The following is a 21,188-nucleotide window of genomic DNA, read 5'->3' as shown; positions in this document are numbered from 1 at the left end:
TGCAATCAAATCAATCGCTTACGATTAACAAATATGGATGTTACAAAATGTAAAAAATGTATGATGCCGCGATAAATCCATATCTAAATCATTCTCTTTTAAGGCGCTTCCATGGACGGGATTGTTCCAAGCCTGTGCTTCTGCCTGTCATTGCAAGGCCATGCCACCGACCCACTGGCCTTGCAGCGTCAACGCCATTCGGTTTCGTCCCAACCCCTGGAAAAGCAATGCCGCTCACTGGCAAGGCAGCAGGGCTTCACTTGCAAGGCCTGGGCGGCACAACACCTGGATCGAGCGCCCCAGCCCCTGCTCATCAACCTTGAAGAGCACGGCCTGTGTGTCTTGGCCAAGCTGGAAAGAGGCCTGTGCTTCATCTTCCAGCCAGGCATGCCGGACACCCCGCTGATGCTGCCGTTGGCCGAAGTCAAGCGCATGCTCATCGGCACAGCCCTGCAATTGAAAAGAAACCCGACCGGTGCTCTGAGCCTGCGTGCCGCGCTGCGTCACTATTTCGATGGCCCCACCGTGGCACTGATCGCCGGCGCTACCCTACTGATCCAGACGCTCGGCTTTTCCATCCCGATCTTCAGCCAGATCATCATCGACCGGGTCCTGGTCCACCAGAACCTGTCCGCCCTGCACGTTTTCGGCAGCCTGGCCATCATCCTCGCCTGCTGCGAACTGGCGCTGTCATTGGCCCGGGTGTATGTGAGCACCGAAGCCAGCGCCAAACTCGACATGCTGATCGCCTCGCGCGTCCATGCCTCGCTGCTGGACAAGCCACTGCCCTTCTATGGGGCCAGTAAAGTCGGCGAACTGGTCGAGACCGCACGGCGCGCCGACATCTTCCGCAAGCTGAACTTTTCCGGCGGCCTGTTCAACGCGCTGGACCTGGCCTTCTGCCTGGTGTTCGTGGTGCTGATGATGGCCTACAGCCTGCCACTGACCGTGCTTTCCAGCGCCTTCATCCTGGTGATCTTCTCGCTGAACCTGATGTTCGACCGTATCCGCCAGGCCAGGCCCGCCCAGGCATCCCAGGCACCCGCGCTGCTGACCGAGGCTTTGCAGGGCATCGAGACCTTGAAACTGACAGGCCGAGAAGGCCTCGTCCAATCGCGCCTTGGCACGCAACTGCTGGCCGATGCCGAACAGGGTTGCCGAGATGCTCGCCACGCCAACTGGACGGTGGCCACCAACATCTGGGTCCAACGCCTGGGTATCCTGGGGACCTTGTGGTATGGCGCCCTGCTGGTGCTCGACAACCACATGAGCATGGGCCAGCTCGTTGCCTTCCAGATGTTCTCCAGCCGTGTGTTCCACCCCATCGCCCGTGCCACCTACACGCTGCAGGAATTGCGCAACGCCTTGTCCAGCTTCCTTGAGCTGGAGGACAAGGTCGCGCCGGCGGAGCCCGAAAAAGCCCTCACTACCCCACGTATCTCCATGCTCAGCGCAGACCGCCTGACGTTTCGCTATGGCCCCAAGGGGCCGGCGCTGCTGGATGCCGTCAACCTGGACATCCAGCAAGGCGAGAAAATCGCCATCGTCGGCCGCAGCGGCTGCGGCAAGAGCACGCTGCTCAAGCTGCTGGCCAACGCCTATCAGCCGCAGGGAGGGCGCGTGGCGGCCAATGGCGTGGATATCCGCCAGTACAACCAGGCCTTCATCCGGCACAAGGTCTGCCTGTTGCCACAACAGGCCTTCCTGTTCAGCGGCACCTTGCTCGACAACATCACGCCACTCAACGCCATGACCGACCGTCCGGCACTGGACGCGCTTGCCAGGCTTGCCTGCGCCGATGACATCATCGAAGCCCATCCAGACCACTACCAGCGCATCCTCGGCGAGGGCGGCGGTAGCCTCTCGGGGGGCCAGCGCCAACGCATCTGCCTGCTCAGGGCGCTTGCGTCCAAGCCGGACATCCTGCTGCTGGACGAGTCGACCAGTGCGCTGGACGAGCAGACCGAACAGTTGATCCACGACAACCTGATTCGGCATTTCCCCGAGCTGACGGTGATCACTGTTTCACACCGACCGCGTTCGCTGGCCGGCTATGACCGGATCTACCGCCTAGAACACGGCGGCCTTGTGCTGCAAGACACCCGCCACAGCCTGGACGAAGCCGTATGAGCCCTTGCAACCCCGATGTGGCGGCGTATCTCGAACAGCCTGCCCGGCGCCTGCCAAGGGTCGCCATCCAGCTCACCGTGGTGCTGCTGCTCGCGGCAATGCTCGCTGCCTCGTTGATCAGGATCGATACCGTGGTGACCGTCAGCGGGCGTATCGCCCCCGAAGGCAAGGTAAAAAGTATCCAGGCCGTGGAAACCGGCGAGATCAAGGAGGTTCTGGTCAAGGAAGGTCAGTTCGTCAACAAGGGCGAGCGCATTGCCCTGCTTGACCCCCAGGTGTCGCAGGCTGAACTGGCCAAGCTGGAAGCGTTGCACGAAAAGACCCGGCTGGCGGAGGAGCGGGTGCAGGCCTCGCTGAACGAACGGCCGCCGGCCTTCGAACATGACCAGGGCACGGCCGCGCGCGAGGAGCTCGAATTGTGGCGTGCCTCGGAGCGCAACTTCAGCCAGACCCTGCTCGACCTGGAGCGCCAGGCCACCATCGGTGAACTGGCCATCGTCTCCACCCAGGCGGAGATCCAGAAGAACAAGGACCTGCTGCGCATCGCCGACGCCCAGGAAGCAGCCGTGCGCGACAGTGCCGGCAGCGCCATCTCCCGGTTCAAGTACATGGAATACCTCGACACGCGTAACCGCCTGCGCAACGAAGGCATCATTCTCAAGACCCGGCTACGCAAGGAACGCCAGGAGCTGGTCATCACCCAAGGCAAGGTCGACGCATTGCATGGCTCGCGGACAGAGCAACTGCTCAAGGAGCGGGAAAACCTGGCGCGAACCCTCGATGACCTGGGCAGCGAACTGGTCAAGGCCAGGCGCAACTCCCGATTGCTGGCGATCGAGTCGCCGCAGGCCGGCTACATCACCGAGCTCAAGCTCACCCACGCCACGCAGATGGTCAAGGCGTCGGAGGAAATCACCAAGCTGGTGCCAGCGGATGCCAACCTGGTGGTCAGGGCCAAGGCCAACTCCAACGATGTGGGGTTTCTTGCAGTGGGTGCGCCAGCCGAGGTCAAGGTCGACGCATTCCCTTACCAACTCTACGGCAGCATTGGCGCGAACCTGACCTGGATCAGCGCCGACTCCGAAGAAGACCGTGCCCAGGCAGGCGGCCCAGGCAACCGTCAGTACACACTTGAAGCCGCACTAGGGGAATGGAGACTCGCAAAGGACCTCGACAGCAAAGTAAAACCCGGCATGTCCGTACTCATGGACATCAAGACAGACAAGCGATCCATCGCTTCGATCATCTTCAACCCCATCACTTCCAGCCTGCGTTCTTCTTTAAGGAACAATTGAAATGACTTCAAAGTTGTTTGGCGGACTGCTGGTCTTCAGCCTGTCCGGGCTGACGCTCGCCTCGCAATCGGCTCCCGACGCCCTGCAGGTCAGCTACCTGAAGCAATCCACGCCCAGCCAGTTCGCCGAGGCGCCCTATGGCGCGCGCATCTTGGTGAAGCAAGGGCCTGACATCTTGCTCGAGCAGAACACCCGCCTGCTCCCCGGATGCGAACAGCTTCCGGCCAACCACACCCTGACACTGGCTGGCGAAGCGGTCAGCGTGCTTTGCGGCAGCTACAGCGGCCGCCATGAAACCTTGCGCGCGTTCGCCATCGTCAACGGCGAGCTGGCCAGCGCCAGCCTTGGCTTCGGCGAAGCCAGCGCACAGTTGCAAGACCACGACGGCGTGCCCTACGCCCTGGTCGCCAGCAGCCCGCTGGCCGACCCCCGCCATGGCGTGGTGTTCCAGGCCTACAAGCTGGAGCGCAACCCCACCACCCTGGCTTTCGTGGCGGTCGACGACGACGCTGCGCGCCAGCTCTATCGGGCACGCCTGGCCCGTTATATGGGCCAGGCGCTGCAAAGCGAACCCGAGCTGGCGGAAGCACTGCAACTGATCGACAAGTCGCGCTACAGCCAGGCCGACGCCTGCCTGAGTTACCAGCGCCTGGCCGAACGTTCGGCCCATGCCCCCGTGAACGAACAGACCGCCGCAATCACCCGAAAACTGACCGACACCTGCAAGGACGCACACTGACATGGCCGACCTCAACGCTATTCAACTGCAGAACGCCGAAGCCATCGCCAACTACGGTTACCAGCATGGCTTCAAGGAGTCGCAGATCGAGTTCGCCGTCAAGGCGGCGTTCATCGAGTCCACGCTGGGCCTGAAGACGCAGAACGCCAACTCCTCGGCGGCCGGTCTGTTTGGCTACCTGTCCGGCACCTGGGCCGAGAACCACGCCAACCTGGGCAACCGCATGTCCAACGACAGCCAGATCCACGCGTTCTACGACGACATCGCCAAGTACACCGCACGCTTCAACGATCCCTCGGTCAATGCCCCGATCAAGGCCGCCGGCCTCACCCTGGACCAGTACATCTACATCAAGCACCACGACGGGCAAAACTACACCGATTTCAAGAATGCCCCTGGCCTCGGGATTTTCAAAAGCTTCAATTTCCATCCGGACCTGTCCGAATACACCCAGCCCGAAGGCTACGGCGCCCCGGTGGGCGGGCATGTCTTTACCTTGTACGACCCGATCTACGCCTCTTCCCACGCGTACTGGTTCACCAACTCCAGCTACCAGCCGGAAGGTCATGTCACCATCGGCGAACTGGGGTTCATCAACGGGCAGGACCAGGACTGATGACCGTGCACATCGATGCGCAGTACTTCCGTGAACAGCTCATGGGCAAGGCGCCCGCGCACCTGCGCGGTGTCACCCAACCCATCCTGTCGAGCTGGGACGATGTGGATGAACTGCTCTATGCCTGCGAAATCAACGCCGGCTACGTCAAGCTGATCGGGGAGCGCCCGCTCGGCGAAGCGGAGTTCGCCGAACGCATCCCCTACTACGGCCAGACCAAAACCTGTTTGAACCGCGAGCGGCTGTACAACGAGTTGGCCAACGGTGCGACGCTGGTACTCAATCGCCTGGAAATGCGCTCGCTGCGCATCAAGCGCCTGTGCAACGCGATCGCCCACCTGAGCCTGGGGCAAGTCGTTGCCAATGGTTACCTGGCCATGACCGGCGACAGCGCGTTCGGCAACCATTGGGATGCACACGACGTTTTCGCCACCCAGCTGATTGGCCGCAAACGCTGGAAGATCTACAAGCCGACCTTCGCCAACCCGATCGCCGGCCAGCTCAGCCGCGACCGGCGCGAGGAGTGCCCGACCGAAGCGGTGCTGGATGTCATCACCGAGCCAGGCGACATCCTCTACATCCCGCGCGGCTGGTGGCACTGCGCCTATCCCTCGGAAGGCGAGTGCTTTCACCTGGCAATCGGCGTGCACAAGCCCTATGTACTCGACTACCTCGGCTGGCTCAGTGCAAGTGTGCTGAACCAGCACGAAGCCTGTCGCGACAGCCTCAGCCTGGGCCAGGCCTTGCCACTGGACGCGTCGATGGCACAGGAAATGGCACGCCTGGCCCAGGACGAAAGTACCCTGAATGCCTTCGAACGCATGGTGTTCTTCAAGGAGCGCATGGACGGTGGGCTCAACCTCGGAGCCTGGTTCGCCCGTGACCTGCAGGCGCTCGAAGCCAGGCAGGTGCGCCTGGCCACGCCCTACAGCGACCTGGTGCAACGTGACAACCTGGCCCTGAACGGCTTGCGCCTGCAAGACAACCTGCTGACCCGGCAACTGATCGATGGCCCTTGCGCCCTCGCCGATCTGCGCGCCCGTCTCACGCAACTCGACGACGACACATTCCTGCAGACCATCAAGGAGCTGATGGCCAAGGGGGTTATCCACCTGTATTGACGTGACGCAACCATGGGCGCTCGGTGGCGCCCATGGTTCATCGTGCGAAGCGGTTCGCGCCCGACCTATTTACGCGCTTCGAGGATGAGGTTGAACGGCGTCTGCGTCGCCCGCCGGAACCGCGTGAACCCCGCCTCCTCGAACACCGCCCGCAACCGTGCCTCACCGGCCTGCGCGCCCAACCCCAAGCCCACTTCCTGCGACAACGAGTTCGGTGTGCAGATGAAGGTCGAAGCCGCGTAGAACAGCCGCCCGACCGGATTGATATTGGCGTCCAGCGTATCCTCGGCGTACGGCTCGACCAACATCACCGTACCGTCCTCTTTCAACGCTTCATAGGCGTGCCGCGCCGCGCCGACCGGGTCGCCCATGTCGTGCAGGCAATCGAAGAAGCACACCAGGTCGAGATCATGGCCGGGATAATCCTTGGCCGAAGCCTGGACGAAGCTCACCCGGTCGCCCAGGCCAGCTTCCCGGGCACGTTCGATGGCGGTGCTCACCGAGGGCGCATGGTAGTCATAGCCAATGAAATGCGAGGCCGGAAATGCCTGGGCCAGGACGATGGTCGAGGCACCATGGCCACAGCCAACATCGGCCACCTGCGCCCCGGCCTGCAGCTTGGCCACCACGCCGTCCAGTGCCGGCAGCCAGTCCGCCACCAGGAACGTCCGGTAGCCGGGCCGGAAGAAACGTTCGGTACCGCTGAACATGCAGGGGTGATGATCGCCCCAGGCCAGCCCGCCATCGCCGCGCATGGCTTTGACCAGCTTATCCTTGTCATGGAACAGTGCGGCCAGCACCGCCGCGCCACCGGCCATGTAGGCCGGCGAGTCCTCGAGCGCCAGGGCCAGGGCCTGCTCCTCGGGGAGGGTGAAGCTGCCGTTGCGGTGCTCCACATAACCCGCCGCGGCCTGGCCATTGAGCCATTCACGCACCAAGCGGGGCTGGCAGCCGGTGCGCTCGGCCAGCACCTCGGGCGTGACCGGCAGGCTGTCGGCCATGGCCCGGTACAGCCCGAGCTCGTCACCGAGCACGACATTGGCCAAGGTGGCCGCGGCGCCCATGTCGCCCACCAACCTGCCCATGAATTCCTGAAGCCTTGCCTCGTCCATGACCTGACCTCCTCTAGCGGAAGGCCACCGTCGGCGATGTCCGGCCCGGGGGCGGTGGTCGAAGGGTTGAACAGCCCGCGTGTCATGCGGGTCCAGGCTTTAAGTCTAGACCCGCCTGCGCTATCTTCGCCGCGCTGTCGGCATACCCGCCAATACCGGACGGTCGCGCCCGCGCAGCACAGGAATCACCACCATGTTCACCAGCCGTACCTTCGTCCTTGTCCTGGGCCTTGCCTTCGTCATCATCGACCAATGGGTGAAGTTGATCGCCCTGGTAGCCCTCGACAACCACAGCTATGTCCTGGGCAACCAGAGCATCTGGCTCGACCTGGCCCTGAGCCTCAACCCCGGCGCCTTCCTCAGCCTGGGTGCAAACCTGCCGGCCGGCTTGAAGCTACTGGTCTTCGTGGTGGTCGTGGGCGTGGTGTGCTGCTGGGCCAGCATCTGGGCCTTCAGGCAGTGGCAGACGGCGCCGGTCAAGGCCAGCGCTGCCTGGTTCATCGCCGTGGGTGGCTTGGCCAACCTGATCGACCGGGTGTTTCGCGACGGGCATGTGGTCGACTATCTGGTACTCAATGTCGGCTCGCTGCACACCGGCGTCTTCAACCTGGCCGATATCGCCATCATGGCCGGTGCGGCGGTGCTGGTGGTCGATGGCCTGACGAGGCCGGCCAAGCGCTGAAAGCGCTTACCCGCATCACGGCAAAAGCCCTGGCCAACGGACCAGGGCTTTTGCTTTCCTCGGTGTTTCAGCCCCCTTTCTTCACCTTAGCTTCCAGCTTCTCCAGCAAAGCGGCGGCCAGCGCCTTGTCGGAGAACGGGTTCTGCCCGGTGATCAGCTCGCGATCGACCACCACATGGGGCTTCCACGCCTCGGCATAGCCCATGCTGCCACCTGCGCCGGCCATGGCCTTGGCTGGGTAGAACTGCAGGCGTTCGCCGTTCAGCGAGCCTTCGAATACCTGCTCCTCCGGGTCGGAGAAGATGGTCATGCGGTAGCCCTGGTAGCTCCAGTTGCTGGCCGCCGGGGCCTCGCCACGGGCCAGCGCGGCGCGGAAAGAGACCGGGTCCCGTTGCGCGGACAACAGCGCAATAGGGCCGTGGCAGATGGCGGCGGTGGGCTTGCCAGCCTGATGGAAGTGACGCAGCAGTGCCCCTACCTGGGGATTGTTGGCCAGGTCGATCAGCGGCGCATGCCCGCCTGGGATGAAGATACCGGCGTAACGGTCCAGGTCACCCGCCAGCACCTGCGTCAACGACAACGTATCGTGGATGCCCGGCAGGTTGTCGACGACATGGCGGATACGCAGCATTTCCGCCTGGTCGCCACCGAAGTACATCGGGTCGACCGAGCGCTCGTCGACGCTCGGCGCATTGCCTTTGGGCGTGACCAGCACCAACGTGTAGCCGGCCTTGAGCAACTGGTCGGCGGGCACGCCGAATTCGTTGAGGTAATAACCGGTCGGGTAGTGCTTGCCATCCTTGAGCGCCAGCTGGTTTTCGCTGGACAGCAGCACCAGCACCTCGCCCTTGGGCGCAGCGACGGCACCACCCGCCATGAGCGCGCCGGCCAGGGCGACGGTTGTGAGTCTGGACATGTTGAGCTCCTGGTTAGTTGAATGGGCGGATATCGAGCGCACGGGCCAGTTGCACCCGCGTCGGTGCTGCCAGCCAGTCGGCGGTGGCGGCGCGATAAGCCTGGTAATGGGGGCTGGCGCGGTGGGCTTCGACAGCGGCCTCGTCGGTATACAGTTCGAACAGCTCGAACGCCGCTGCGTCGCCTGTGTGGGCGAACAGGTCATAGCGCAGGTTGCCGGGTTCGGCGCGGCTGCGCTCGACCATCAGGCGCAAGGCTGCTTCAGTGGCGCCACGGTGTTCAGGACGGGGGTGAATAGTGGCGAAGATGGCGATGGGCATTGGCGCCTCCGGATGGATGTGAATGGGCACATCCTAGCCATCACGCTAAGATTCGATAATTCGAAAGCTTTTATTTCTACAATCCAATTTATGAATATCGCCCACAAAGATCTCAACCTGCTGCACCTGTTCCAGGTGCTCTACGAAGAGCGCAACGCCTCCCGTGCCGCCGAGCGCCTGGCCCTCAGCCAGCCGGCCCTCAGCCACAAGCTCAACAAGCTACGGCATCAGTTCGGCGACCCGCTGTTCGTGCGTGCGCCACGCGGCCTCACCCCGACGCCACGCGCCCACGAACTGGCCCCCCAGGTGCAGGTGCTGACCGAGCAGTTGAGGGATTTCTTCGAGCGTTGCGATGGCGAGGACTTCCTGGCCCGCCCTGCCCGCCTTCATCTCTACAGCACCGACTACCTCGAGCAGACGCTGCTGCCTGGGCTGCTGCCGGTCCTGCGCAGCCAGGCACCGAACCTCACCCTGGTCACCCACAACACCCGTGGCGAGCTGCCGCGTGAGGCACTGGAGAAAGGCACCTGCGACCTGGCCATCGCCGGTTTCTATACCGACTTGCCGGACACCTTCCACCAGCAGCACCTGCTCAGCGAGGATTTCGTCGTGCTGGCATCAGCCGGCAACCCGCGCCTGGCCGCCGGCATGAGCCTCGAAGCCTTCCTGAACTGCGAGCATTTGATCACCACCCTGACCGGCGACCTGGATGGCCGCGTCGACCGCGCGTTGCGCCAGTTGGGCCGTGAACGCAGGATCATCGCCGGTTTGTCCAGCTTCATCGCACCCACGCGGCTGGTGCGTGGCACCGACCTGCTGCTGACCTGCCTGAGGTCCTTGGCCGAAGAGGCGGTCGAGCGTGATCCGGACCTGCGCATCCATCCGTTGCCGCTCGACCTGCCACGGGTGCAAGTGATGCAGATCTGGCATGCACGTACCCATGCCGATCCGTTGCGACGCTGGTTCCGCCAGCAGATCCAGACAGTTGCGCAGTCCACCCTGTAGGAGCCAGCTTGCTGGCGAAAGCGGTTCGCCAGCAAGCTGGCTCCTACCTGGAGCGCACACGCCTCAAGGTGCTTCGGCAGGCGCCAGTTGCAGCACCTCGCTGGTGTAGCGCCACTCCTCCTGCACCTTGTCCGGATGCTCGTTCAGGCGGATGCCATACGACGGAATGATCTGCCTGATCTTGGCCTGCCACTGCGGCGTGGCGACCTTGTCCTTGAACACCTTGTTCAGCAGGTCGAGCATGATCGGCGGCGCGGTGGAGGCGCCTGGCGAGGCCCCCAGCAACCCGGCGATGCTGCCATCCTTGGAGGTGACGATCTCGGTCCCCAGCTTCAGCACCCCGCCCAGGTTTTCATCCTGCTTGATGATCTGCACCCGCTGCCCCGCCTGCCACAAGCGCCAGTCTTCCTTCTTCGCCTCGGGGAAGTAGGTTTGCAGCGCGGCGAATCGATCATCGTCCGACTGCATCAACTGGCCAATCAGGTACTGCACCAGGTCGAACTCGCGCACCCCGACCCGCACCATCGGCCAGGTGTTGTGCAACGACATGCTGGCCACCAGGTCCAGCAGCGAGCCCTGCTTGAGGAACTTGGTGGAGAAGGTGGCGAACGGCCCGAACAGGATCATGCGCTTGCCATCGAGCACCCGGGTGTCCAGGTGCGGCACTGACATCGGCGGCGCGCCGGTGGCGGCAATCCCATAGGCCTTGGCCATGTGCCGCTGGGCGATGGACGGGTTGTCGGTGACCAGGAACGAACCGCCCACCGGGAAGCCCGCGTAGTCCTTGGCTTCATCGATGCCCGACTTCTGCAGCAGCGGCAGCGCGGCGCCGCCGGCACCGATGAACAGGAACTTGGCGTCGGTGGCCGCGGTGCTGCCGTCCTTGAGGTTCTTGTACTCGACGTGCCAACTGCCGTCGTCATTGCGGCTGATGCCCTCGACTTCGGTGGACAGCTTGAGGTCGAAGTTCGGCCGGGTCTGCAGGTAACCCACGTACTGCCGGGTGATCTCGCCGAAGTTGACGTCGGTGCCGATGGGCGTCCAGGTCACCGCGAGCTTCTGGTTGGGGTCACGCCCCTCCATCATCAACGGTACCCACTTGGCGATCTGCGCGTGATCCTCGGAGTACTGCATGGGCTTGAACAGCGGGCTGGCCTGCAAGGCTTCGTAACGCTTCCTGAGGAAACGGATATTGTCGTCACCCCAGACGAAACTCATGTGCGGCGTGGTGTTGATGAACGAACGCGGATTCTTCAGCACGCCCTGCTTCACCTGCCAGGCCAGGAACTGGCGGGTAACCTGGAACGACTCGTTGATCTCCACCGCCTTGCTGATGTCGATCTTGCCGTCCTTCTCCGGCGTGTAGTTGAGCTCGGCCAGCGCAGAGTGGCCGGTGCCGGCGTTGTTCCAACCGTTGGAGCTCTCCTCGGCGACCTTGTCCAGGCGCTCGACCATCTCCATCGTCCAGCCAGGCTCCAGCTCGTTGAGCCAGACCGCCAGTGTCGAACTCATGATGCCGCCGCCCACCAGCAGGACGTCGACCCGCCTGGTATCGGCGGCCTGGGCGCTGCCCAGGCCCAAAGCCAGGACCAGCCCGAGCAAGGCCCATTTCGTTCTTTTCACAATGTTCATGTGCGCTCCCGTGTTCGCCTTTGCCTGCACCGGCAACCCACAGGCGCAGGGCCTGCGGTGTTGAGCCTGGGTCAAGCTTAGTCGACTGATTTGCTCGGGCATGATCGTGCAGGCACTTGCAATCAGCTAATTCCCGAAATACTGTATGAATATTCAGTATTTCGAGAATCCCCATGCAATTGATCGCCAAGCTCGGCATCCTGGCCGACGCCGCCAAGTACGATGCCTCCTGCGCCAGCAGTGGCGCGCCCAAGCGCAGCTCGCGTGGCCGAGACGGGCTTGGCGCCACCGATGGCATGGGTATCTGCCACAGTTTCACCCCGGATGGCCGCTGCGTATCCCTGCTCAAGGTGTTGCTCACCAACTTCTGCCTCTACGATTGCCAGTACTGCGTCAACCGCCGTTCCAGCAACGTGCCACGGGCGCGCTTCACCCCCGAGGAAGTGGTGCGCCTGACCCTCGACTTCTACCGGCGCAACTGCATCAGCGGCCTGTTCCTGAGCTCCGGCATCATCCGTTCGGCCGACTACACCATGGAGCAACTGGTCAGGGTGGCGCGCCTGCTGCGCGAGGAGCACGGCTTTCGCGGCTACATCCACCTCAAGACCATTCCCGACGCCGACCCGTTGCTGATCGAAGAAGCCGGGCGCCTGGCCGACCGCCTGAGCGTCAACATCGAACTGCCCACCGACGCCAGCCTCAAGCGCCTGGCCCCGGAGAAACAGGCCAGCACCATCCGCCAGGCCATGGGGGTGATCCACCAGGGGCAACAGGCGGTGGCCGACGAGCCGCGGGCACCCCGCTTCACGCCCGCCGGGCAAAGTACCCAGGTGATCGTCGGTGCCGACGCCACCGATGACAGCACGCTGCTGCGCAACGCCGAGTCGCTGTACCAGGGATACGGGCTCAAGCGCGTCTACTACTCAGCCTTCAGCCCCATCCCCGACAGCCCCGGCAGCGTGCCACTGGCCGCCCCGCCACTGCTGCGCGAGCACCGCTTGTACCAGGCCGACTTTCTCTTGCGCGGCTATGGCTACAAAGCCGGTGAGCTGCTGGGTGAGGCCGGTAACCTGGCGCTGGACATCGACCCCAAGCTGGCCTGGGCGCTGGCCAATCGCGACGTGTTCCCGCTCGACGTGAACCGCGCGGAACCTGCGCTGCTGGCACGTATCCCCGGCATCGGCCTGCGCAGCGTGCAGCGCCTGGTGGCCCTGCGCCGTGAACGGCGGGTGCGCTACGACGACCTGATCCAGCTGCGCTGCGTGCTGGAAAAAGCCCGCCCGTTCATCGTCACCAGCGATTACCGCCCGGCCCAGGCCGAACTGCGCAGCGGCCTGCTGCGCGCCCGCCTGCGCGAGCCCCAGGCGCCGGTGCAGATGGGCCTGTGGGGATGATCGCGCTCGACTGCGGTGATGACTTCGCCACCTGGCGCGACCAGGCTCGGCGACTGCTTGGGCATGGCATCGACCCGGCCGAGGTCACCTGGGGCCAAGGCCCGATGGATGATCTACTCGCGGTAGCGGCGCCTCCACCCGAAGGCCCGGGCCCGTTTCGCGCCCGCGTGCCGGCGGCTTTGCTGGCCCAGTTGGAACAGGCTGGGCGCTATCGCGGCGAACAACGCTGGAACCTGCTCTACGAAGTGCTCTGGCGCGTCGCCCATGGCGACCGCACCGCCATGCTCGCCGGTGACCGCCTGGGCAGTGAACTGCAACGGCGTATCAAGCAGGTTGGGCGCGAGGCCCATCACCTGCACGCCTTCGTGCGCTTCGTGCCGCTGCCTGCCGCACTGGCCGAGCACCTGCAACTGGACCTGGTCGCCTATCACGAACCCGCACACGACATCCTCGACAGTGCCAGCGGCCATTTCGCCGAACGCCTGGGGCGTCAGCGCTGGCTGATCGCAACCCCGCGCGACGGCATCCGCTTCGACGGAGAAAACCTGCACTACCGCCGCCACTGCCCGGAGGACTGGCGCCAGTGGGCGCGGAACGCGGAGGACCCAGACGCCGAGCTCTGGCTCACCTATTACCGGCACACTTTCAACCCCGCCCGGCTCAACCCCGACGCCCTGCGCCAGCATCTGCCCGGTCGGTTCTGGCGGCACTTGCCCGAAGGGCCATTGATTCCCGCGCTGGTCGGCCAGGCGCGCCAAGGCAAGCAGCGCGATGGCCAGGCCTCGGAAATCGCCTTGCAAGCCGGCAAGCGCATTGCCGATGTTCGCCTGCAGGTTCAGCGCCGCCCCCTGTAGGAGCAGGCCTTGCCGGCGAATGGGCCAGCACGGTCCACACGATACCGTCGCGCTCGGAGCGCTCTGGAGGTCAACCAGGGCCACTGAAACATGTGAAAAATCTGTGAGAAATGTGGCACATCACGCTGTTTAGATGCGACAAATCCTGACACACTTATCGCTAATAATTCTCATAAGCACTAGCAATAAGGATAGTCGTCGCATGCCCTCCCACCCCTTCACACCCGCGCGCAATCTGCTGGCCGCGGCCATCTGCATGGCCACCCTCACCCCCGCCCTCGCGAACCCACAAACCGAAAACCAGGCCCCAGGCGTGCTGGAACTGGGCGCCACTGCCATCAATGACAGCAGCCTGGGCAGCACCACGGAGGGGTCGCAGTCCTACACCACCGGCGCCATGTCGACCGCCACCAAGCTGCCATTGACCATGCGCGAAACACCCCAGGCGGTCACCGTGATCACCCGCCAGCGCATGGATGACCAGAACATGACCAGCATCAACGATGTGGCCCGGTACACGCCGGGGCTGTTCCTCAACCAAGCCAACGGGCCGGGTCGCCAGAGCTATACCGCCCGCGGCTTCGACGTCGACAGCATCATGTACGACGGTATCCCCAGCGCCTACACCGGCTGGGTGGTCGGCGCCCAGCCTAACCTGGCCATGTTCGACCGGGTCGAAGTAGTGCGTGGCTCCACCGGTCTGGTCACCGGGGCCGGCACGCCCTCGGCGGCGATCAACCTGGTGCGCAAGCGCCCGCTGGCCGAACAGAAGGTCACCCTGACCGGCGCCGCCGGCAGCTGGGACAACTATCGCGGCGAGATCGACGCCTCCAGCCCGCTCAACGACAGCGGTACCCTGCGCGGCCGCGTGGTCACTTCATACCGCGACGCCAACGGCTTTCGCGATGGCCAGGAAGAGAACCACGGCCTGTTTTATGCAGTGACTGAGGCCGACCTGAGCGAGGACACCACGCTCACCCTTGGTTTCTCCCACCAGAAGGACAAGACCAATGTCTTCTGGGGCGCCATTCCCACCGACCTCAACGGCCGCCACCTGGATGTGTCGCGCTCGTACAACCCGGGCACCGACTGGGAGGACAAGGACCAGGAGATCAACACGCTGTTCGCCGAGTTGCGCCAACGCCTGGCCAACGACTGGAACCTGCAGGTCAACGCCAACTACAGCGAACAGAACGCCCTGTTCCGCGGCTCCTACCAATCGCGCTGGAGCACCGCCAAGGCCTTGAGCCGCACGGTCTACCAGTCGCAGAACGACGAGAACCAGCTGGGCCTCGATGCCTTCGCCAGCGGCCCGTTCGAACTGCTCGGGCGCAACCACGAACTGGTGCTGGGTGCCAGCAAGCGCCTCTACGACATGAACGAGCGCAACTACAGCCCCTACGACACCGACTACCCACTCAACGGCGCCAAGCCTGACTTCGTACATACCGGCAACAGCCGCTACGTGATCAACCAGGAAGGTGTGTATGCCACTACCCGCCTGAGCCTCGCCGACCCGTTGAAGCTGATCCTCGGCGGGCGCCTGGACTGGTACGACTACGATCAACGCGACAATGACGCCGGCGATTACAAGGTCACCCGCAACGTCACCCGCTACGGCGGCCTGATCTACGACCTCGACCAGCACCATTCGGTCTACGTGAGCTACACCGACATCTTCACCCCACAGGAAGGCCGGGACAGCTCAGGCAAGCCGGTGACCCCGATCGTCGGCAAGAACTACGAGGTTGGTATCAAGGGCGACTATTTCGACGGGGCCTTGAACGCAAGCCTGGCAGTGTTCCGCATCGACCAGGAGAACCGTCAGGTCGAGGTGAAACTGCCGGGCTGCCCGCAACTGAGCTGCTACCAGGCCTCCGGCGAAGTGCGCAGCCAAGGGATCGACTTCGAACTGCAAGGCGCCTTGACCGACCACTGGCAGCTCGGTGCCGGCTACACCTATGCCCGCGTCCACACCGTCAAGGATGCGAACAACCCGGCCAAGGTCAACAAACCGCTCAACTCCGACACCCCCGAGCACCAGTTCAAGCTGTACACCGTCTACCGCTTCCAGGGCCCGCTGGAGAAACTGCGCGTGGGCGGTGGCGTGACCTGGCAAAGCCGTATGTACAACGACATCGCCCTGGGCGACGGCAGCAACTACCGGTTGACTCAAGGCGCCTACGCCGTCACCGACCTGATGGCCGGCTACCAGGTCAACCCGCACCTGGACCTGCAGCTCAACGCCAACAACGTCTTCGACCGCACTTATTACTCGTCGATTTCCAAATCCGTGGACTACGGTGGAGACACCTTCGGCGACCCACGCAACTTCATGCTGACGGCCAAGTACAGCTTCTGATGTTTCCCGGCGCAGGGATGCGCCCCGCTCGCCTGGCCCTCAGTCCTTGAGCGCCTTCTCGATCGCCGCAATGTCGATCTTGCCCATCGTCAACATCGCCTCGAACGCCCGTTTGGCGGCAGCCTGATCAGTGCCACTCACCGCCTGGGTGAGAACGCGCGGCGAAATCTGCCACGACAGCCCCCACTTGTCCTTGCACCAACCACAGGCGCTGGCTTCACCGCCGTTGTCGATGATGGCGTTCCAGTAACGGTCGGTTTCCGCCTGATCGTCGGTCGCCACCTGGAACGAGAACGCCTCGCTGTGCTTGAACATCGGCCCGCCATTGAGGCCGATGCAGGGGATGCCCATCACGGTGAACTCGACCGTGATCACATCGCCCTGCTGGCCAGACGGGTAGTCGCCGGGCGCCTGGTGCACGGCGGTCACCCTGCTGTCGGGAAAGGTGCGCGCATAGAAGTTCGCCGCCGCTTCGGCATCGCCGTCGAACCAGAGGCAGATACTGTTCTTCGGGGTCATGTCGGTGGCTCCTGTGCCCTTGCCATGTCCCGTCGAGTCTAGCCCTCTGCCCCCCGCGAATGGCCCTGCGCGATCAGCGGCCGGCCAGGGGGATCCACAGGTCGACGTAGCCGATGCCGCGCATCGGATCGAAGTCCGGGCTGTACAGCTCGAACTCCGGCGCGTCGGCGGCCTGGTAGCCGGAGGCCGGGAGCCACTGGTTGAACACGGTGAATACCGTCTGGTGAATCATCGACACGTGGCCCAGGTGGCGGAACACCGCATAATCCCGCGCCGCTAGCCGGAAGAAGCGAAAGTTCGCCGCAAGCTCGGTAGTACGGGCCACCTCGACCCCAGCGATGTACTCGAAACTGCCATCCTCCCCCGGGTTGCAGCACAGCCCGTAGGTGAAATCGCCCACCTGGCCAGGCACTCGGCCCACATAGGGGTCAAAGGCTTGCCACAACCCCGGGATGCCCTCGTTGCGCTCGAAGGTGAAGCGTTCGCCCAGGCCGGCGACGATGAATTCGGGACGGTGTTCGAAGCGGGGTTCAGACAAGGCAACATAGTTCAGTGCTTTCATGCGCAGAGGCTCCACCAGGGTGATCGGTTCATGGGCCTGCCCACGCACCTGGCTCGGCGCAACGCCGAACAGGTCGCAGAAGGCCCGCGTGAATGCTTCATGGGAGCCGTAGCCCGCCGCCAGGGCAACGTCCAGGATGTCCGGGTGGCCTTCGCGCAGGGCCTGGGCCGCCCGGCTCAGCCGCCGGGCCCGGACATAACGCATCACCGGCCAGCCGGTGGTGGCGACGAACTGGCGGGCCAGGGCGAACGGCGACAGGCCAAAATGCCTGGCGACACCCGCCAGGTCCAGGTCAGTATCCAGAGCCGATTCGATGTACCACAGGATGTGTTCGATACCGCGCATTCCATTGCTCCTCAGTCAGCGCGACCACCTTAGCAAGGGTGCGCGAAGCCGGTTTGATCGTTCTTGCGCGGGTTAGCCCTGGCAGGCCATGGTTGCCAGCCTTGGCGCATGCCTTGAGCCCGGCGAAGCGGCAGCAGCGCCTATCAGGCATAGGCACATTGCAACGAATGAGCGGATTCATCCGCGATGCGCCGCCCGCGCGGCGCTCGATCTGATGGACGCCGCAAGGGTTGCGGCGAGCATCTGGCGGCCCTAATGCGGTCACGCCCCCTGCGCCCAAAGGCCTTGAAAGGGATAGCAAAAATGCGGGGCGCTTCAAGCAGCGCCCCGCCCGGCCTGGTGTTGGCTGAACGCCAGGTGATAACCGTTGCAATCACGCACACCGAATTCGCGCGAACCGTAAGGCATGAGCCGTGACGGTAAAGCCCAGCTCGTCACGGTAATGGCAGCGTACGGTTTCCAGATCGGGGCAACGTAAAAGCAGGGCGATGGACATGCAGGCCTCGTCGATCAGCGTGGCGTTGGCGCCGATCATCGCCTCGCTCGACGATCGCGACAAGCGCGCTGTATGCCGGATTCAGCGCGCATCTGTATCTGCCGCCCCTGGGCTGCACCCCCTAGCATCGAACACTCCGCCCCGGTAGCTGACATGAACGACCTCCCCACCCACATCGACTTTCCAGGCCTGACCGTGCGCTGCGTACGCCCCGAGGACCATGCCATGGTCTGCGCCCACCGCGAGGCCATGTTCTTCGAGGCCGGTGGCACGCCGGAACGCCTGCGCCTGATGACCGAACACTTCAGCCCGTGGCTGCGACCACGCCTGGAAGACGGCCGCTACTATGGCTTTGTGCTGCTGGACCAGGATCATCCGGTGGCGGCCATAGGGCTCATGGACATCGAATGGCCGCCGCACCCGAACCACCCGACCCAGGACCTGCGCGGCTATGTGCTCAATGTCTATGTCGAACCCAGCCACCGCCGCCGTGGCCTGGCTCGCGGGCTGATGCGCCTGGCCGAGGCCGAGTTCGCCCGGCGCGGCCTGGGCTTTGCCGTGCTGCATGCGACCGAGGCCGGCAGGCCGGTCTATGCGGAGCTCGGTTGGGCGGCCACGACTGAAATGGCCAAGACCCTCGCCTGAATACCGAACGTATCGTCCGTCAACGTTGATGACTGTCAGGCATGCCCCGAATTTGACGCGCGCCAGCACAGGGTTCAAGGTCGGGGGCCCATGCACGCCCCTGCCCCCGACACGGAGATCCCCATGCATTTCGACCTGATCCAGACCCTCAGCCTGGCCGGCAAGCCGGACGTGCCCAATGACGACCGCATTGGCTGCGCCGACTGCCATGCCTGGGTCATCGACGGCGCCACCGATCTCGGCGCGCCCGGCTTGCTGGGCGAACGCGGCGGCGCGGCCTGGCTGGCGGGTGCGGCGCAACGTGCCTTCAGCGTGGCCTCGGGGCCCTTGCAGACGCTGTGCGAAACGGTGTTCGACACCTTGGCCCGCGATTACCAGCAGGACCGCCAGCGCGAACCCGTGGCGCACTGGGAGCTGCCACGCGCTGCGTTCGCTGCTGTGGCGCTGGAAGGCGACGAACTGGTCTGCGCGCACCTGGCCGATTGCGTGGTCCTGCACCGCAGCGCCCAAGGCGTCGCCTTCCTCACACCGGAGCCCGATCGCGAGGCGGAGCGCGGCGAAGCAGCCGCCCTGGGCCCTGGCACCGGTGCCCACAACGTGCGCACGCCCGCGGTGCTGGCCGACCGCCGCCAGGCCCGCGAACGGCCCAGGGCGGTGCTTGGCGTCGATGCCCAGCTGTCCCGGGAAGGTACCTGCTACAGCCGTGCTCCCGTGGCGCGGGGCGACGACATCGTGTTGATGAGCGATGGTTTCGCCGCGCTGTTCGACACTTACCACGCCTATGCACCGAGGGCGTTCGTCGAGCGCCTGCTGAGCCATGGCCTGATCGATCTGGCGCGTACGCTGCGCGAGATCGAACAGGAGGATGCCGCCTGCCTGCGCCATCCACGCTTCAAGATGAGCGATGACGCCTCGGCGATCTGGTTGCGGGTGAGTTGAGTCCTGTGCAATCGCTTTGAGAGGGATGGGCCTTCAGGGTGTTCGACGGGGGAGTTGCGGCGCTCGATCTCATAGGCGCCACACCTCTCGCGCCGAACACGGCAAAGCGTCCGGCCTTGCATCCAGAACGACGAGCCCCGAAAAACAAGGAAAAGGACTACAGCGAACACGGAAACCATGAAGTCGATCCCGGCCCGAGTCAGACGCAAGATGGCGTCTCGGCCCACAAGGGTCACCCCCATCGACTGACGAACAAGGAAGCGCTCAATGGTCATCCACCCCCTCCCCGCCAACCCCGCCTGGGACTACGGCATCAGCCTGGACAAGCACATCGTCTCCAGCGTCCCCATCGGCCCCAACGAATACGGCTACATGCAGTTCGACACGGTCAGGACCGCCATCGGCGAAGCGGTGTTCCAGCTCAAGTACCGGGACAACTACAAACAGGTGGAATTCCTCGCCCAATCGGTCGCCGGCGCGCTCGCCGGGCGCCGCTTCGACGTGGTCCTGCCCATGCCCGCCAGCAAGCAGCGCCCGCGCCAGCCGGTCTGTGAAGTAGCCCAGCGGGCCGCCGCGCTGCTCGATGCCGGCTACAACGAGCAAACCCTGGAGAAACGCTGGAGTACCGGCCTGATGAAGGACCTGGCCAGCTATGAGGAGCGGATCAAGGCACTGGCCGGGTGCTTCACGGTCAACGCCAACCTGCAACCCGGCTCCGACATCCTGGTGCTGGACGACCTGTACGACACCGGCGCATCGCTGCAGGCCGCCTGTACCGCCCTGCGCGAATACGCTAGCATCCGCAGCATTTCTGTCGTCGCCCTGACGCGGAGGCACTAATGCCCAGGGTCTTCATCGCCGGTTCGATCACCATCAAGCGCCTCCCCACACACGTCGAGGCCAGGCTCGACAACATCCGCTCATCCGGGCTGGACGTGCTGGTGGGGGATGCAGGCGGTGTGGACCATGCCGTGCAGCGCTACTTTCATCAAGCCGCCTACCCGGCCGTCACCGTCTACTGCAGTGGCGATACGCCTCGGCATAACGACGGTGGCTGGCCACTGGCGATGATCGCACCGCCGGTCAACGCCAGAGGCCGCGCCTTCCACACCGCTAAAGACCTGGCCATGGCGGCGGACTGCGACTACGGCCTGATGATCTGGGATTGCAAGAGCCCCGGCACCCTCGGCAACGTGCTCGAGCTGCTGGGGCGCCAGAAGAAGTCGGTGGTCTACCTCAAGCCACTGGAACAATTCCAGACCGTGCAGTCGCCTGCGGACCTGGAGTGGCTGGTGGCGCAGATGGACGACCCCGCCCGACAGGAAGCCGACCGCAAGATCGCACTGTCGAAGAAGATCGCCCGCCTGACGTCCCCGGACAGCCACGACCTGCAGGCGCAGATCGAGGCCCACCGCGCGCAGATCGCCCACCACCAGCAGTGCATCGCGCTGCTTCAGGCGAAGCTGGACGCGATGCCTTCGACCAGCGATCTGTTCACGGAGTAA

Annotated in this window: 21 protein-coding genes; 14 read left to right on the top strand and 7 right to left on the bottom strand. The window is 64.2% G+C overall.

Features of this window, described 5'->3' with window-relative positions; genetic code table 11:
* Nucleotides 1-111: 111 nt before the first annotated feature.
* Genes IM733_RS04900 through IM733_RS04880 form a run of 5 tightly spaced genes read left to right on the top strand, consistent with a single transcriptional unit; the run spans nt 112 to nt 5,901 of the window.
* The gene (locus IM733_RS04900; protein WP_248919796.1) at nt 112-2,130 is read left to right on the top strand and encodes a peptidase domain-containing ABC transporter; all 2,019 of its coding nucleotides are present in this window, start codon (nt 112-114) and stop codon (nt 2,128-2,130) included.
* A complete protein-coding gene (locus IM733_RS04895) occupies nt 2,127-3,425 on the top strand; it encodes an HlyD family type I secretion periplasmic adaptor subunit (protein WP_248919795.1) in 1,299 nt (432 codons plus the stop codon). The genes IM733_RS04900 and IM733_RS04895 overlap by 4 nt, the downstream gene beginning before the upstream one ends.
* 1 nt (nt 3,426) lies before the next feature.
* Nucleotides 3,427-4,164 carry a hypothetical protein gene (locus IM733_RS04890; RefSeq protein ID WP_248919794.1) on the top strand — a complete coding sequence of 246 codons (738 nt, stop codon included), beginning with the start codon at nt 3,427-3,429 and terminating at the stop codon, nt 4,162-4,164.
* A gap of 1 nt (nt 4,165) precedes the next feature.
* Nucleotides 4,166-4,780: a hypothetical protein gene (locus tag IM733_RS04885; protein WP_248919793.1), complete on the top strand. Its 615-nt coding sequence runs from the start codon at nt 4,166-4,168 to the stop codon at nt 4,778-4,780.
* On the top strand, nt 4,780-5,901 hold the full coding sequence (locus tag IM733_RS04880; protein ID WP_248919792.1) for a cupin domain-containing protein: 1,122 nt from the start codon (nt 4,780-4,782) through the stop codon (nt 5,899-5,901). Before IM733_RS04885 ends, IM733_RS04880 begins: the two co-directional genes overlap by 1 nt.
* Before the next feature lie 65 nt (nt 5,902-5,966).
* On the opposite strand, the gene IM733_RS04875 is transcribed toward IM733_RS04880, so the two are convergent.
* Complete coding sequence (locus tag IM733_RS04875; RefSeq protein WP_248919791.1) at nt 5,967-7,013, bottom strand: class I SAM-dependent methyltransferase; 1,047 nt, start codon at nt 7,011-7,013, stop codon at nt 5,967-5,969.
* 193 nt (nt 7,014-7,206) lie between these two features.
* Between IM733_RS04875 and IM733_RS04870 the strand changes: the two genes are divergently transcribed.
* Complete coding sequence (locus IM733_RS04870; RefSeq protein WP_248919790.1) at nt 7,207-7,695, top strand: signal peptidase II; 489 nt, start codon at nt 7,207-7,209, stop codon at nt 7,693-7,695.
* Between the two features lie 67 nt (nt 7,696-7,762).
* On the opposite strand, the gene IM733_RS04865 is transcribed toward IM733_RS04870, so the two are convergent.
* Complete coding sequence (locus IM733_RS04865; protein WP_248919789.1) at nt 7,763-8,611, bottom strand: type 1 glutamine amidotransferase domain-containing protein; 849 nt, start codon at nt 8,609-8,611, stop codon at nt 7,763-7,765.
* Nucleotides 8,612-8,624: 13 nt separating this feature from the next.
* Nucleotides 8,625-8,930 carry a putative quinol monooxygenase gene (locus IM733_RS04860; protein ID WP_248919788.1) on the bottom strand — a complete coding sequence of 102 codons (306 nt, stop codon included), beginning with the start codon at nt 8,928-8,930 and terminating at the stop codon, nt 8,625-8,627.
* Nucleotides 8,931-9,020: 90 nt separating this feature from the next.
* Here IM733_RS04860 and IM733_RS04855 point away from each other — a divergent pair, with 90 nt between their 5' ends.
* Entirely contained in the window at nt 9,021-9,935 is a 915-nt protein-coding gene (locus IM733_RS04855; RefSeq protein ID WP_248919787.1) for a LysR family transcriptional regulator, read from the top strand.
* A 63-nt stretch (nt 9,936-9,998) separates the two neighbouring features.
* Here the strand turns inward: IM733_RS04855 and mqo are convergent, their stop codons facing one another.
* Complete coding sequence (gene mqo / locus IM733_RS04850; protein ID WP_248919786.1) at nt 9,999-11,567, bottom strand: malate dehydrogenase (quinone); 1,569 nt, start codon at nt 11,565-11,567, stop codon at nt 9,999-10,001.
* A 173-nt stretch (nt 11,568-11,740) separates the two neighbouring features.
* Here mqo and IM733_RS04845 point away from each other — a divergent pair, with 173 nt between their 5' ends.
* The 3 genes from IM733_RS04845 to IM733_RS04835 all read left to right on the top strand — a co-directional run bounded on the left by IM733_RS04845 (nt 11,741) and on the right by IM733_RS04835 (nt 16,177).
* Entirely contained in the window at nt 11,741-12,961 is a 1,221-nt protein-coding gene (locus IM733_RS04845) for a putative DNA modification/repair radical SAM protein (protein ID WP_248919785.1), read from the top strand.
* Nucleotides 12,958-13,815 carry a TIGR03915 family putative DNA repair protein gene (locus IM733_RS04840; RefSeq protein ID WP_248919784.1) on the top strand — a complete coding sequence of 286 codons (858 nt, stop codon included), beginning with the start codon at nt 12,958-12,960 and terminating at the stop codon, nt 13,813-13,815. Before IM733_RS04845 ends, IM733_RS04840 begins: the two co-directional genes overlap by 4 nt.
* 202 nt (nt 13,816-14,017) lie before the next feature.
* Nucleotides 14,018-16,177: a TonB-dependent siderophore receptor gene (locus IM733_RS04835; RefSeq protein WP_248919783.1), complete on the top strand. Its 2,160-nt coding sequence runs from the start codon at nt 14,018-14,020 to the stop codon at nt 16,175-16,177.
* Nucleotides 16,178-16,216: 39 nt separating this feature from the next.
* Here the strand turns inward: IM733_RS04835 and IM733_RS04830 are convergent, their stop codons facing one another.
* The 3 genes from IM733_RS04830 to IM733_RS04820 all read right to left on the bottom strand — a co-directional run bounded on the left by IM733_RS04830 (nt 16,217) and on the right by IM733_RS04820 (nt 18,138).
* Complete coding sequence (locus tag IM733_RS04830) at nt 16,217-16,696, bottom strand: VOC family protein (RefSeq protein ID WP_248919782.1); 480 nt, start codon at nt 16,694-16,696, stop codon at nt 16,217-16,219.
* Between the two features lie 73 nt (nt 16,697-16,769).
* On the bottom strand, nt 16,770-17,603 hold the full coding sequence (locus tag IM733_RS04825; RefSeq protein WP_248919781.1) for an AraC family transcriptional regulator: 834 nt from the start codon (nt 17,601-17,603) through the stop codon (nt 16,770-16,772).
* Nucleotides 17,604-17,976: 373 nt separating this feature from the next.
* A complete protein-coding gene (locus IM733_RS04820; protein ID WP_248919780.1) occupies nt 17,977-18,138 on the bottom strand; it encodes a hypothetical protein in 162 nt (53 codons plus the stop codon).
* Between the two features lie 114 nt (nt 18,139-18,252).
* On the opposite strand from IM733_RS04820, the gene IM733_RS04815 reads away from it, so the two are divergent.
* The 4 genes from IM733_RS04815 (at nt 18,253) to IM733_RS04800 (ending at nt 21,188) form a co-directional block, all read left to right on the top strand.
* Nucleotides 18,253-18,744, top strand: coding sequence for a GNAT family N-acetyltransferase (locus IM733_RS04815; protein ID WP_248919779.1), 492 nt, complete (start codon nt 18,253-18,255; stop codon nt 18,742-18,744).
* A gap of 90 nt (nt 18,745-18,834) precedes the next feature.
* A complete protein-coding gene (locus IM733_RS04810; RefSeq protein ID WP_248919778.1) occupies nt 18,835-19,683 on the top strand; it encodes a protein phosphatase 2C domain-containing protein in 849 nt (282 codons plus the stop codon).
* Between the two features lie 267 nt (nt 19,684-19,950).
* Nucleotides 19,951-20,523, top strand: a complete 573-nt coding sequence (locus IM733_RS04805) for a ComF family protein (RefSeq protein WP_248919777.1) — start codon at nt 19,951-19,953, stop codon at nt 20,521-20,523.
* Complete coding sequence (locus tag IM733_RS04800; RefSeq protein ID WP_248919776.1) at nt 20,523-21,188, top strand: hypothetical protein; 666 nt, start codon at nt 20,523-20,525, stop codon at nt 21,186-21,188. Before IM733_RS04805 ends, IM733_RS04800 begins: the two co-directional genes overlap by 1 nt.

It is taken from the genome of Pseudomonas entomophila (genome assembly GCF_023277925.1).
GTDB classification, from domain to species: domain Bacteria; phylum Pseudomonadota; class Gammaproteobacteria; order Pseudomonadales; family Pseudomonadaceae; genus Aquipseudomonas; species Aquipseudomonas entomophila_D.
Note: the sequence above shows the minus strand (reverse complement) of the source record. Positions and strands in the feature narration are given on the sequence as shown.

Bases quoted from the DNA above. Each gene is read 5' to 3' on its own strand.
- IM733_RS04900 (WP_248919796.1), top strand. From the start codon at position 112: ATGGACGGGATTGTTCCAAGCCTGTGCTTCTGCCTGTCATTGCAAGGC.
- IM733_RS04895 (WP_248919795.1), top strand. From the start codon at position 2,127: ATGAGCCCTTGCAACCCCGATGTGGCGGCGTATCTCGAACAGCCTGCC.
- IM733_RS04890 (WP_248919794.1), top strand. From the start codon at position 3,427: ATGACTTCAAAGTTGTTTGGCGGACTGCTGGTCTTCAGCCTGTCCGGG.
- IM733_RS04885 (WP_248919793.1), top strand. From the start codon at position 4,166: ATGGCCGACCTCAACGCTATTCAACTGCAGAACGCCGAAGCCATCGCC.
- IM733_RS04880 (WP_248919792.1), top strand. From the start codon at position 4,780: ATGACCGTGCACATCGATGCGCAGTACTTCCGTGAACAGCTCATGGGC.
- IM733_RS04875 (WP_248919791.1), bottom strand. From the start codon at position 7,013: ATGGACGAGGCAAGGCTTCAGGAATTCATGGGCAGGTTGGTGGGCGAC.
- IM733_RS04870 (WP_248919790.1), top strand. From the start codon at position 7,207: ATGTTCACCAGCCGTACCTTCGTCCTTGTCCTGGGCCTTGCCTTCGTC.
- IM733_RS04865 (WP_248919789.1), bottom strand. From the start codon at position 8,611: ATGTCCAGACTCACAACCGTCGCCCTGGCCGGCGCGCTCATGGCGGGT.
- IM733_RS04860 (WP_248919788.1), bottom strand. From the start codon at position 8,930: ATGCCCATCGCCATCTTCGCCACTATTCACCCCCGTCCTGAACACCGT.
- IM733_RS04855 (WP_248919787.1), top strand. From the start codon at position 9,021: ATGAATATCGCCCACAAAGATCTCAACCTGCTGCACCTGTTCCAGGTG.
- mqo (WP_248919786.1), bottom strand. From the start codon at position 11,567: ATGAACATTGTGAAAAGAACGAAATGGGCCTTGCTCGGGCTGGTCCTG.
- IM733_RS04845 (WP_248919785.1), top strand. From the start codon at position 11,741: ATGCAATTGATCGCCAAGCTCGGCATCCTGGCCGACGCCGCCAAGTAC.
- IM733_RS04840 (WP_248919784.1), top strand. From the start codon at position 12,958: ATGATCGCGCTCGACTGCGGTGATGACTTCGCCACCTGGCGCGACCAG.
- IM733_RS04835 (WP_248919783.1), top strand. From the start codon at position 14,018: ATGCCCTCCCACCCCTTCACACCCGCGCGCAATCTGCTGGCCGCGGCC.
- IM733_RS04830 (WP_248919782.1), bottom strand. From the start codon at position 16,696: ATGACCCCGAAGAACAGTATCTGCCTCTGGTTCGACGGCGATGCCGAA.
- IM733_RS04825 (WP_248919781.1), bottom strand. From the start codon at position 17,603: ATGCGCGGTATCGAACACATCCTGTGGTACATCGAATCGGCTCTGGAT.
- IM733_RS04820 (WP_248919780.1), bottom strand. From the start codon at position 18,138: ATGATCGGCGCCAACGCCACGCTGATCGACGAGGCCTGCATGTCCATC.
- IM733_RS04815 (WP_248919779.1), top strand. From the start codon at position 18,253: ATGAACGACCTCCCCACCCACATCGACTTTCCAGGCCTGACCGTGCGC.
- IM733_RS04810 (WP_248919778.1), top strand. From the start codon at position 18,835: ATGCACGCCCCTGCCCCCGACACGGAGATCCCCATGCATTTCGACCTG.
- IM733_RS04805 (WP_248919777.1), top strand. From the start codon at position 19,951: ATGGTCATCCACCCCCTCCCCGCCAACCCCGCCTGGGACTACGGCATC.
- IM733_RS04800 (WP_248919776.1), top strand. From the start codon at position 20,523: ATGCCCAGGGTCTTCATCGCCGGTTCGATCACCATCAAGCGCCTCCCC.